The sequence below is a fragment of the Candidatus Methanoperedens sp. genome, assembly GCA_027460535.1.
Classification (GTDB): Archaea; Halobacteriota; Methanosarcinia; order Methanosarcinales; family Methanoperedenaceae; genus Methanoperedens.
The window spans coordinates 291,896-302,553 of the sequence record JAPZAR010000027.1; the positions used below are offsets into that span (position 1 = coordinate 291,896).

Below are 10,658 nucleotides of genomic sequence, written 5' to 3' on the forward strand. Positions count from 1 at the left end.
CAATCCTGCCTGGTTCGTGACTGTGGACTATAGGCATTGATCGGATCCTAAGGGCTAAGCTCCAGTGTCCCCTGAATTAAAGAGACGTATACTCGCACCTGGGTACCACTCCTGCAGAAATGTCAGCAAATGATATTTCATGAATGTGGGCACAGGTACGGATACGATCAGCATCAATAATATCAATACCCCGGCAGCGATAATTCCATAAGGTATCATCACTGCCCAGAATACGATGCTACCGGTCCCATGCCCCAGCCCTGATAACATGAAGTACAGTATCAAAGCAGGTATGAGAAGGATTAGGATTAAAACCACGAGAAGTATCAGCGCCACTATGCCCACGGCGATCGACAAAATTATCCATGCGATGAACCTGACCGCCCAGTAGACCAGTATCTGCTTCCAGTCTTGCTTGAACCTTCCCAGAATTATTATTATTGCCTCTGCTATGCCAATTCCCTGATACATCGCCACCGGTACAGCAAGGCTTATGAACGACCTTATGAGCCCGCTAACCAAGGCCAGCAACAGCATTACTATTATGAACCGTAGAATGCCGCCGAGGATCATCCCCGGGGTTACTGTAATCCGCGGCTCCAGGAATTGTTGCACGATGGGTAACATTGCCAATATGAATAGCGACAGAAGACCTATACCCAGGACTGTCTGTATTATGAACAGGTCAAATCCGGGACGCAGGTATTTTTTGAAGTGCGCCCGGATGGCAACTCTATTTGTTACCAGTGACTCTACGAAAACAAATTCCATAACACTTGATATCAGAATGAACAGCAATATTATGAAAACGATTACGGCGAAGGCCATAAGAATGTAGGTCTTGTACTGTTCCCAGAACTGATTTATCTGATTGAATATCTCCTCTATAGATGGCGCTCCTTCCATTCTGTCCTTTGATGGCAAATTATAATTTGGCGGGAAGCTGAAATTCAAGAATCCAATGCCGCTCCCGCCTATGAAGAACAGAATTATCCCCAGTCGTATCCATTTCCAGAAGTCGAACGGCTCCATGAGAGCTTTTTTAGTCTTTTTAAGTGCGGCATCAATCGCATCAGTGCCATACCATCCCATAATAGCTGAATATACTCTAATTCGTAAATAGTTTGTTGATTATTAATCTTATAATTAATAATTGATTAATTGTTTTAAGTATATCGTTTTTTACACACTTTATTTATTCTACCCCTTTTTTGCATCGAATCAAATCCTTAATGCGGTACTATCGATGTGTCCATGAGGGTTATCATTCCCGACAACAAAAGGAATAGAAATTGGCATCAATAATAAATATTGGTATTGCTATTGCATAACCTAATCCTTCATCAAGGCTTATCCATCCAGTATTAATTTTGTAGTCATTAGAGAATTGCAGTGTTGCCCCGGGCGCTTCCCTTAAATGCAACTACCTTCATGCTGATTGCCTCCATTTATTTCCATTTCAAATTATCTCTGCAATCGCATCAATCTCTATCTTTGCGTTTTTTGGAAGCTTTGCAACACATACAGTGGAACGGGCAGGCTTGCTCAAAGAAAAATAAGACGCATAAATCTCGTTCACTTTTGAAAAATCATTAATATCTGTTAGATAAATAGTTGTCTTGTCCACACTTTCAAGGCTACCCCCCGATGCTTCAATAACAGCTTTCAGGTTATCAAGAACTCTTTTTGTCTGGGTCTCTATATCACCATCAATGAACTGCTGAGTCTTAGGGTCGATTGCGATTTGACCTGACAGATAGATCATTTTATTCACCTTGATAGCTTGTGAGTAAGGGCCGATAGCATTTGGCGCTGCACTTGTATTCACGATTTCCTTCGAATCAGGTTCTTCCGCAGCAACGACACCATCCATTTTATTGTATCCCTTCGCGAGGTTGGTGTTGACATTCAGCACACCTTCATTGAGATGCTTATAGACGTAATCCTCCGTAATCACGGGCAGAGCATCTGCCACGGACTGGTTTTCAACGATCATACCCAGATGCACATACCTTCCATCCGGGATATTCACTCCAACAATCCTTACGCCAGGCTCAAGCACGACATTGCTCCCTACTCTTGATTTGAATACGAATGCCTGCATGCCAACAAACGTATCATCGCCTACGCTTGCAGGTCCATGAACCTGTGCCTGATGCGCCATCGAGACATTGTTCCCGATGTACACAGCATATTTCTTGCCATCTACCTCGACCAGGTTCTTTTCAACCGGCCTTCCTTCTTCATCCCGGGTCTCAAGAGCATGGATGGATACGCCATCCTGGATATTTGAATCATTGCCGATGTATATGGGCATCCCCTCGTCACCCCTTAGCGATGCCTGGGGAGAGACCATTACGTTCCTGCCAATGTGTACGGCCCCGATCACGGATGCCTGCGGATGTATATATGCCGAAGCATCGATTTCGGGGACTATTTTGGTATCGCTCCATGGCGTTATCGGGCTTGCGCCTATGTTCGTTCCGGAGTATATCTCATCAACTCGCTGCACGCATCCTGTTGTGGACACTGCCGCTATAACAAACAGTACAGCTAAAATTTTAACTAAGTTTGTCCTCATAACTTCCACCTGAAGGGTGTAAAAAAATTCTATCGTATTTAAACTTTTTTAAATTTATTTCGAACCGGATTTCAGCCTTTCAAGAAGCGGGTCTTTTACCCCAACATTGCTAAAAGCCCTCTCCCGCCGCCTGCAGGACTCGCATACACCGCACGGTCTTTCTTTACCTTCGTAACACGACCAGGACCATTCAAGAGGTGCCCCATTCTCAAGCCCTCTTCTGACTATCCCGGCCTTATCCAGGGAAACCAGGGGCGTATAGACCGCAGGTTGCGTGAGTGTTCCGAACTTCAACATCTCGTTGAACCTTTTCACGAACTCAGGGGTGTTGTCAGGAAACGTTACAGCCTCCTCGGCATCGAAACCCGTGACTATGAAATCGTATTCATAATTCTCGGCAAGTGATGCGGCGATAGAAAGAAAGACCACGTTCCGTGCAGGCACCCAGACCTGTTTTGCAGCTTTTTGTGTGATCGCTTTGTTATCGAGTTCATCCGCTGATATTTCCGGGAGCTTCTCTTTGCCGGTGAGCGCGCCGCGAAATGTCCTGTACCAGGGAAGTTCGATGATGAGATGGTTTACCTTGAATTGCTTGCAAATGGCTTTTGCGAATCCTATTTCTTTTTCCCGAGCCCTCTGGCCGTAATCGAAGGTCACGCAATGGACTTCGTCGCACCTGTCGTATGCTTCTTTGAAGGCGACCGTGGAATCAAGACCGGATGAAAGTAGAACGATGGATTTCATATGTGGAGATATGATTGATGGATATTTAAAATCTGGGCAGGTATTATATGGCAGGGTCGGGGAAGCTCCAGATTGCTGCCATTCATTTTCGATATCAAACCTATTACATTCGTTCTTACCATTGTTTCCATTTAAGACCGTTTATGCGCTTGAAATGATCCACATTTCTTGTAAAAACTTCTTCATCGTTTGCCTTAACGATCCCGGCTATAAGAATATCCAGTATATTCACCGGATCTCCAGAATTCATTAACTCAGCCTGGATCTGGGCGGCTAATAGAGCAGCATGTTTTTCAAATTCGAGCACATCAATGGAATCAAGTAATGAAATGACCTCGGAAAGAGAAGCTTCAGGTTTTTTGGAGCGTTTTGCTCCATAATAAAGCTCAAAGGCATTTATGATAGTGGTCTTTGGAAAATTAATCCTATCGGCAAGTTCTTTTGCATCGGTATTGCCTCTCAATAATGCCACTAAAAAATCAGTGTCGAGCACAGTCATAGCTTTGTTCTCTCTAATCTTGATACATCCAGTCCAGAACGCCTGATCTCAAGAGTTGCTTTTTCAAATTTTTCATCTTTCAATCTTCCGGCAAATTCTTTGAGAGGTCTTTTCCTTACAAAACCTGTGATCCTTTTTATGAGTTCAGTAAAGCTTTCCCCTTCTTTCTTGAGTTGAGCCAGTGCCTCATAGGCTTCTTCGGAGATCGTCAGTGTTTTATGTGCCATGATTATAAGTGTATTTATACGTGTATTTATACTTAATCATATTTTTGAGTAATCATTATACGGATATAGCTCCATTTTGAAAACATGACTGAATCGATAGCAATGGAAGATTTAGACGTTCTCGTTGATTCAATTGAAATTCTCAGTAATCCAAGAACGATGGAAGCGCTGCGAAGAAGCGACCTTGACATAAAATATGGGCGGGTTAAGAAAGTAACCTCCATTGAAGAGATGCTCCGTGAACTGCACGGTAAAATGAACCGATGACACATACAAAACCATTCGATAAGTGCCCTATTTGCGGCGGTGAGCTTGTAGAGAAAGAGGTTGAGAAGCTCTTGAGAGGAGGCGTGAATACCGCTATCATAAAAGTCAGGGCAGAGGTTTGCCAGCACTGCGGAGAGAGACTGTATTCGCAGGAAACGGTTAAACTCTTCGAGGAGATTAGGAGAAAATTAGAACGCAAAGAAGTGGCAAACTTCCAACCGATCGGACAGTCATTTCAGGTAACAGTATCAGATTCAGCTTAATAATCTACTACATTCCAGCCTGTGGAAGGCGCCGTCCATTAAAATAAAAAACCGCAGATAAAGGCGCCCAGAGTCGCGCCTCTGGAGGGCTCAAAGGGGGAGCCGTGAATGAAAATGACAAACCGCAGATGAAGGCGCCCAGAGTCACGCCTCTGGAGGGCGTGTACACGTATGCCCGCAGGCATACGTGGGCGCGGAGTCGAGAACCCGCAGGGTTTCGGCATGATGAACGCAGATTTATAACACTGTCTCCAGAAATTATTAGCTTTCACCAATTTTTTGAAGTAAATGTTATTATTTCATTAGAAGCTCATGCAGCAACCCGCCCGAAGGGCGGCGCCGTATATGAAATAAAGAACCGCAAGATGAACGCCCCGAGTCGCGCCTCGGTGGTGGGGGCGAAAGCCCTCATCCCTATTTTCAAGCTTTGATAAACCCAATAATATCAAGCATTATTAACATCATCAAAAAAAGGCGCCGCATATTGTTTCAAGCTATAGCGAAAACGTCTTTGCATTTTATCCGATCTCGTGACGTATTCGGACGGCTCCTGGAGTTATCACTGAAAATGATTGTTTAAGTTCTGTTCCATGCTTCTTTATGGCAGAAACCACTATCTCCGCTTTCCGGGTAGGAGAAAGCCCTGCCAATCGGATTAGCACAACTCCACTGGTTATGCGCCGCTGACGAAAAACAAGCTCACCAAAGTCTTTATCAGCCGTTAACAGCAGCACAGTTTTCTCATTAGCCATTTCAAGCACTTCATCGTCAGAAATCCCTGCATTCGTTGGCAACGTACTGCACATTATGTCCCATCAACCGGAGACGCTCAACGATTTGTCTGTCTACGTTCTCATCGACCAGAAAATTCACGAGACCGCCTCAGCGACCGGGTACACCACATCAGCGCGTAAAGCTTGTGCAGCAAATGCAAGAGCCGCTCTTATCGCTTCGCGCGTCAGCCGTGGATGAGCCTCCAATATCTGTTCCACCGTTTCGCCTGCGGAAAGCTTTTCCAGGATCAGCTCCACAGTGATGCGGGTTCCTGCGATGACAGGTTTGCCCATCATTACTTTGGGGTCGGATACAATCAATTTTTTCTGCATTTTGCACCTCTTTAGCTGAATGGTTTGAAGCACCGGGTGAGGGATGATATTATCGTGTTAGATATGGTGAATTCACATTTATATTATTATGGTTCTTTTGCAACTCTGCAACGTCACGTGCAGGGCGACTTTTAGTTTGCGTCAGATTTGAAAGCGGAAGAGAGTACGACAACGATGTCCCCGCTGTTTTTCGCCTACCACCACTTCATGCTCTCCCTGAACCTCGTCACCCTCTCATCCTTATCCGGTTTCCTGAAAACATAGAGATGCTCATGTCCGATGAGATAGAAGTCATACTTCTTCCCGAACCACTTCTCCCTCGTGCTCTTCATCTTCCACTGGAGCTTGATGATATCCTCGCGCAATATGAATCCCGCCTCAAGGAAGCTCATGAGCACCCTCGGCGTAATGGGCACGAAATGCTTGTTGCGCCGCGTATCGCCAATCAGGATGGCGCAGTGCTTGTTGGGCTTCAGGACGCGCATGCACTCACCGGCGACGAGGCGCATCTCCCGATCGAACTCGGCGATGCTGTGCACGCTCGAAAGCCGAAACTTCGGCTTGCGCAGTGTTGGGGTATGCTCTGCATACCCCTCGTTTGATAAACATTTCCTAAAGGTTTTTGAGAGGTCGCCCTCGCGGTCATGGGAATAGGGGATGATGCTGGAGTACAGAGAAAGTAGCAAAGAATCAACCACAGAGGACACAGAGTTCACAGAGAGATGTTGTTTTATCTCTGTGTCCTCCGTGCTCTCTGTGGTTTTTTATCTCATGCGTCTGATACTCTGAATCGAGCGGCATGTAAACAAAATCCAGCATGTTGCGCGCCACCATGACAGCATCAGGATTGATATCCACGCCCACGGGGCGCCAGGAGTTTGCATTCCATCAAAGCTTCCTGAAAAAATGCGGTATTTTGGAAAAAAAACCGCAGATGAAGGCGCCCAGAGTCACGAGCCTCCCGAGTCGCGCCTCGGGAGGGCGCGTCCACGTATGCCTTCAGGGCATACGTGTTGTTTGGGAGTCGAGAACCGTTAGGTTTCGGTCTGAGAACCCGCAGGGTTTCGGCATGATGAACGCAGATTTGCTGTTACATAGGAGGTAATCCCCCCATGCCGGCCATCTGGTCCAGCACAAGCTCGCCGGGCTGGGTATAGCGCAGGATGAGGTTGCGCGGGATGTAGGGGGACCAGTTGCCCCTGTAGTTCCCAACGTGCGTCGCCCAGTCGCAGCGGTCGGAGAAGCTCCAGACCTTGGTGGTTTCTGGGGTGAAGGTGGAGGGGGCGAAAAATCTACCCTTATCGGCATCTTCAAGCTTAGTGAATGGTAATCGTTATGCAGCAGGAAAAAGAATATACACAATACAGGATAAATAAAAATAATATAAGATCTTATAATAACAAATCGCAAAACCATAAGGAGTTCATAATGACGGAAGCAGAGATAATTGATGCAATTTATGACAACGGGGTTCTTAAACCTTTAAAAAAGATCGAACCATATGAAGGCAAGATAATAGAGATACGCATACGGAAAGTGGAAAATATTTTGAGAGAAACTTCTGGAATATTCAAAGGAAAATACAATAAGAAAATGAGATATGAAATGTATGATACTCATTGATTCGTCTGTTTTCCTGAAACATTTTCTTGAAGGTGATGCAAAAGCGCATGATTTTTTGAAAAACGCTAAAGACAAAGCGGTTATTTGTGATATTATTGTAAATGAAGTTATATATATTTTAATGAAACAATACGTTGTCAATAGATACGATTTAAAACACTACGATGCTATTGATCATCTCAAGAAACCAGATATTTTCCAGGAAGCATTTGACAATGCGCTTGTTTTTATAAAATTGATAAAAGCCATTGATTGCGAAGTACTACCCGATGCGAGATACTTTGAAATGATGGATATTATGGGAAAATATAACCTTCTTCCGAATGATGCTTTGATCGCTGCGACATGCAGAGCCTATGGAATATCCAGGGTTGCATCTTTTGACAGCGATTTAAAAAATTTGGATTTCATAGAGCTTATTGAATTATAATTAAAAGTCATTGTATGGATTGAGCAGACACTGGAGTCCGGGGGGTGTTAGGGGAAGGTGAGAATAACATCTGAAACGCCTACCACCACTTCATGCTCTCCCTGAACCTCGTCACCCTCTCCCCCGCATCCGGCTTCCTGAACACATAGAGGTGCTCATGCCCTATCAGATAGAAGTCATATTTTTTCCCGAACCACTTCTCCCTTGTGCTCTTCATCTTCCACTGCAGCTTGATTATATCCTCGCGCAGGATGAGCCCTGCCTCAAGAAAGCTCATCAGCACCCGCGGCGTGATGGGCACGAAATGCTTGTTGCGCCGCGTATCGCCTATCAGGATGGCGCAGTGCTTATTGGGCTTGAGCACGCGCATGCATTCAAGCGCGACTTTCCGCATCTCCTCGGCAAACTCAGCGATGTTGTGCACGCTTGAAAGCCGAAACTTCGGCTTGCGCAGTGTTGGGGTATGCTTTGCATACCCCTCGTTTGATAAAAAGGTCGCCCTCGCGATCATGGGAATAGGGGATGATGCTGGCATAGGGAGGGTGGGTGGCGATGAGGTCAACGGACTCGCTCTCTATCAGGTCAAGCGAGCGCGCGTCTCCCGTGTATGTCCTGATCTCAGGTACTTTATACTCGGCATCCAGCGGCTTGTAAACAAAATCCAGCCTGTTGCGCGCCACCATGACAGCATCCGGGTTGATATCCACACCCACGGGGCGCCAGGAGCTTGCATTCCACCAGAGTTGTGCCTGAGCCCATCATCCCGAGTCGCGCCTCGGGAGGGCGCAGACACGTCAACCGTTGCGCCAGTTGACGTCGCACACACGTATGGCTCCGCCATACGTGGATATCGCTGCGCGATATGCCCGCAGGGCATACGTGGATTCCCGCTTACGGTCAAGCACATGCTCGCCGGGCTGTGTATAGCGCAAAATGAGGTTGCGCGGGATGTATGGCGACCAGTTGCCCCTGTAATTCCCCACGTGCGTGGCCCAGTCGCCGCGGTCGGGGAAGGACCAGACTGTGGTGGTTTCGGGGGTGAAGGTGGAGGGGGCAAAATTTGAGATCGTCCACTTCGGCTGGAGTTTTATTTTTGTTTCCCCGATTTCCACTTCCGTGTGGGATTGGAGGAAATGTTTGTAGTCAGTCCTTGTGATCTCGAACAAGGATCGATATTGATATGATTACTAATATATAAATTAATATGATCTAATTATGTGAATATAATTAAGTTGGAAGTAAGGTGTAAGTAAGTTATAATTAAAAAATCCGATTTAAGATCATTAATGCATTATTTATTTTCAAAGATTCTCGTATATTTTAATATGGTTAATTTTCCTTCATTAGTAATTTCCAAAGAAAAAACATCCCCCTCATTTATTTTATTTTCTTTGCAAACCTGTGTAGGTATTGTAATATCCAGAGAATCTGTACCGTGATGAGTGCGGGCTTTTACAGTGAATTTTTTACCCATGCTTTCTTAGTAATTTCATGTACATAATTTATTTACTGTACATAATGCACATCATCTAATTTTCTGGAAGCAAACCTAACAAGAGTATTGGGACAGGAATTGGCAACAATTTAAAATATCGATATGCAAAGTCGAATTCAGCCATATTATTTACGCTAGCAGGGCGAGTTGGGAAAAACTCTTTTGGTGTTGTGGGAACAATCAAGACTGCCAAAGAAAGAAGATTTTTTGTCAATCCAAAATGAAATTTATAATAATCACGATAGATGGTTGCACTGTTTCCAAATTGAATCTCTACAAAAACATCATTCTTTTGATAGTCTCCTATTAATTTTGGATTTTCATAAAGCACAGGTTGTGGCTGCCAATTATATTTGAAAAATTCAGCATCAAATGCTTTATTGTATGCTGTTTGATGTTTATACTCGGTGCCGTTTTGCTGAATTTCGAATTCAGGCTTCCATTTTACAGAATCTATGCATGAAAATATTTCTTGTACTTCATCGACATTACGAAGTAAGCGCGGACTGCAAAAAAAATACTCTTTCTTAAATTTCATGATTCAGTTATATATTTAAAAACGGATCAATCAAAAATATCAATTTCTGTACAATATGTACATATGTTTGGTATCTTTTTTGAACTCCCTCGCCGGATTATAGGAAAATCTGGATATCGCAAAATACAGAATATAGTGACTAGATAATCTCATTACCACAATATGTATTAAGAAAATCAAAAATTTCGCTGCCCTTTACTCACCAAAGAATTCAATCTTTTGTAAATTATGCTCCTTCGCCAGAGTGTAGAGATTGATGAGCAGTTCATAAGTTCTTGCCCTGCAAATCCCTTTTATATCTCTGAAAAGACTGCGTCCGATCTCTTTATCAAACTTGCCCATTTTATCAATAGGCAAGATTATAAAAAGTTTTCCCAATGTCCTAATTTATACCGCATAATGAAATAATAAAAAATCGTCCCAATTCCAAATACCATCTGAGAGCGATTCAATCATAGCAGGTGTTAAATTATCGTGTATCGTATCCATAAAGTTCCAATGGAATTGAATGAGTTCCGTTGCATTTCTGAGCCGTGATTTCTTTTTAGAATAGCACTTTGTTTTTCTAACCAGCCTTCCGACACGTTCTCTCATGATTCCATTGAAATTCTCAATATTGGTAGTTTCAATATCTTCCGTATCAGGATTTCCGAAGATTGTTCTTTTTCTTTTGTCAACTACTCTTCAGTTTTCTCTAATTTTCACAATTTGACCATAATCAATACAAGTGTCAGCATAGTATTCAAGAAGAGTGAATACATAATCATCGTTTCCATCTGAAAAAATCTGGATTTTATTATTTGGGAATGGGAGTTCCACTCTTGAGAAGAGTTTTTCGATCATTTCTTTGCAGGTTTCCTGAGTCCATTTTCCGATAGAATACGC

Annotated in this window: 22 protein-coding genes; 6 read left to right on the forward strand and 16 right to left on the reverse strand. The window is 44.0% G+C overall.

The window, feature by feature from the left end; all coding sequences use genetic code 11:
• Nucleotides 1-54: 54 nt before the first annotated feature.
• The 5 genes from O8C65_12905 to O8C65_12925 form a co-directional block, all read right to left on the reverse strand.
• Entirely contained in the window at nt 55-1,092 is a 1,038-nt protein-coding gene (locus O8C65_12905; GenBank protein MCZ7357821.1) for a hypothetical protein, read from the reverse strand.
• A gap of 367 nt (nt 1,093-1,459) precedes the next feature.
• A complete protein-coding gene (locus O8C65_12910; protein ID MCZ7357822.1) occupies nt 1,460-2,581 on the reverse strand; it encodes a Rid family detoxifying hydrolase in 1,122 nt (373 codons plus the stop codon).
• Nucleotides 2,582-2,635: 54 nt separating this feature from the next.
• A complete protein-coding gene (queC, locus tag O8C65_12915) occupies nt 2,636-3,325 on the reverse strand; it encodes a 7-cyano-7-deazaguanine synthase QueC (GenBank protein ID MCZ7357823.1) in 690 nt (229 codons plus the stop codon).
• Nucleotides 3,326-3,440: 115 nt separating this feature from the next.
• Entirely contained in the window at nt 3,441-3,824 is a 384-nt protein-coding gene (locus O8C65_12920; GenBank protein MCZ7357824.1) for a PIN domain-containing protein, read from the reverse strand.
• Complete coding sequence (locus O8C65_12925; protein MCZ7357825.1) at nt 3,821-4,051, reverse strand: antitoxin VapB family protein; 231 nt, start codon at nt 4,049-4,051, stop codon at nt 3,821-3,823. Before O8C65_12925 ends, O8C65_12920 begins: the two co-directional genes overlap by 4 nt.
• Nucleotides 4,052-4,135: 84 nt before the next feature.
• Here O8C65_12925 and O8C65_12930 point away from each other — a divergent pair, with 84 nt between their 5' ends.
• The 3 genes from O8C65_12930 (at nt 4,136) to O8C65_12940 (ending at nt 5,012) form a co-directional block, all read left to right on the forward strand.
• Nucleotides 4,136-4,318: a hypothetical protein gene (locus O8C65_12930; protein MCZ7357826.1), complete on the forward strand. Its 183-nt coding sequence runs from the start codon at nt 4,136-4,138 to the stop codon at nt 4,316-4,318.
• The gene (locus O8C65_12935) at nt 4,315-4,581 is read left to right on the forward strand and encodes a YgiT-type zinc finger protein (protein MCZ7357827.1); all 267 of its coding nucleotides are present in this window, start codon (nt 4,315-4,317) and stop codon (nt 4,579-4,581) included. Before O8C65_12930 ends, O8C65_12935 begins: the two co-directional genes overlap by 4 nt.
• Nucleotides 4,582-4,685: 104 nt before the next feature.
• Nucleotides 4,686-5,012: a hypothetical protein gene (locus O8C65_12940; GenBank protein ID MCZ7357828.1), complete on the forward strand. Its 327-nt coding sequence runs from the start codon at nt 4,686-4,688 to the stop codon at nt 5,010-5,012.
• 87 nt (nt 5,013-5,099) lie between these two features.
• Here O8C65_12940 and O8C65_12945 read toward each other — a convergent pair whose 3' ends face one another.
• The 4 genes from O8C65_12945 to O8C65_12960 all read right to left on the reverse strand — a co-directional run bounded on the left by O8C65_12945 (nt 5,100) and on the right by O8C65_12960 (nt 6,394).
• A complete protein-coding gene (locus O8C65_12945; protein MCZ7357829.1) occupies nt 5,100-5,387 on the reverse strand; it encodes a DUF5615 family PIN-like protein in 288 nt (95 codons plus the stop codon).
• The gene (locus O8C65_12950) at nt 5,350-5,454 is read right to left on the reverse strand and encodes a DUF5615 family PIN-like protein (protein MCZ7357830.1); all 105 of its coding nucleotides are present in this window, start codon (nt 5,452-5,454) and stop codon (nt 5,350-5,352) included. Before O8C65_12950 ends, O8C65_12945 begins: the two co-directional genes overlap by 38 nt.
• Nucleotides 5,451-5,675 (reverse strand): DUF433 domain-containing protein, encoded by a 225-nt coding sequence (locus O8C65_12955; GenBank protein MCZ7357831.1) that lies wholly within the window; start codon nt 5,673-5,675, stop codon nt 5,451-5,453. The genes O8C65_12950 and O8C65_12955 overlap by 4 nt, the downstream gene beginning before the upstream one ends.
• A 206-nt stretch (nt 5,676-5,881) precedes the next feature.
• Nucleotides 5,882-6,394 (reverse strand): DNA methyltransferase, encoded by a 513-nt coding sequence (locus tag O8C65_12960; protein ID MCZ7357832.1) that lies wholly within the window; start codon nt 6,392-6,394, stop codon nt 5,882-5,884.
• 110 nt (nt 6,395-6,504) lie between these two features.
• On the opposite strand from O8C65_12960, the gene O8C65_12965 reads away from it, so the two are divergent.
• The 3 genes from O8C65_12965 (at nt 6,505) to O8C65_12975 (ending at nt 7,740) form a co-directional block, all read left to right on the forward strand.
• Complete coding sequence (locus tag O8C65_12965) at nt 6,505-6,792, forward strand: hypothetical protein (protein MCZ7357833.1); 288 nt, start codon at nt 6,505-6,507, stop codon at nt 6,790-6,792.
• 218 nt (nt 6,793-7,010) lie between these two features.
• Nucleotides 7,011-7,310 (forward strand): DUF104 domain-containing protein, encoded by a 300-nt coding sequence (locus tag O8C65_12970; GenBank protein ID MCZ7357834.1) that lies wholly within the window; start codon nt 7,011-7,013, stop codon nt 7,308-7,310.
• Nucleotides 7,297-7,740: a PIN domain-containing protein gene (locus tag O8C65_12975; GenBank protein ID MCZ7357835.1), complete on the forward strand. Its 444-nt coding sequence runs from the start codon at nt 7,297-7,299 to the stop codon at nt 7,738-7,740. The genes O8C65_12970 and O8C65_12975 overlap by 14 nt, the downstream gene beginning before the upstream one ends.
• 79 nt (nt 7,741-7,819) lie before the next feature.
• Here the strand turns inward: O8C65_12975 and O8C65_12980 are convergent, their stop codons facing one another.
• The 7 genes from O8C65_12980 to O8C65_13010 form a co-directional block, all read right to left on the reverse strand.
• Nucleotides 7,820-8,164 (reverse strand): DNA methyltransferase, encoded by a 345-nt coding sequence (locus tag O8C65_12980; GenBank protein ID MCZ7357836.1) that lies wholly within the window; start codon nt 8,162-8,164, stop codon nt 7,820-7,822.
• The gene (locus O8C65_12985) at nt 8,148-8,453 is read right to left on the reverse strand and encodes a class I SAM-dependent methyltransferase (GenBank protein MCZ7357837.1); all 306 of its coding nucleotides are present in this window, start codon (nt 8,451-8,453) and stop codon (nt 8,148-8,150) included. The genes O8C65_12980 and O8C65_12985 overlap by 17 nt, the downstream gene beginning before the upstream one ends.
• An 81-nt stretch (nt 8,454-8,534) precedes the next feature.
• Nucleotides 8,535-8,723: a hypothetical protein gene (locus tag O8C65_12990; GenBank protein ID MCZ7357838.1), complete on the reverse strand. Its 189-nt coding sequence runs from the start codon at nt 8,721-8,723 to the stop codon at nt 8,535-8,537.
• A gap of 308 nt (nt 8,724-9,031) precedes the next feature.
• Nucleotides 9,032-9,214, reverse strand: a complete 183-nt coding sequence (locus tag O8C65_12995; protein MCZ7357839.1) for a hypothetical protein — start codon at nt 9,212-9,214, stop codon at nt 9,032-9,034.
• 55 nt (nt 9,215-9,269) lie between these two features.
• Complete coding sequence (locus O8C65_13000; protein ID MCZ7357840.1) at nt 9,270-9,773, reverse strand: BglII/BstYI family type II restriction endonuclease; 504 nt, start codon at nt 9,771-9,773, stop codon at nt 9,270-9,272.
• Between the two features lie 195 nt (nt 9,774-9,968).
• Nucleotides 9,969-10,130, reverse strand: coding sequence for a hypothetical protein (locus O8C65_13005; GenBank protein MCZ7357841.1), 162 nt, complete (start codon nt 10,128-10,130; stop codon nt 9,969-9,971).
• A 327-nt stretch (nt 10,131-10,457) separates the two neighbouring features.
• A partial coding sequence (locus O8C65_13010; GenBank protein MCZ7357842.1) for an IS1 family transposase occupies nt 10,458-10,658 on the reverse strand: 201 nt, incomplete at its 5' end.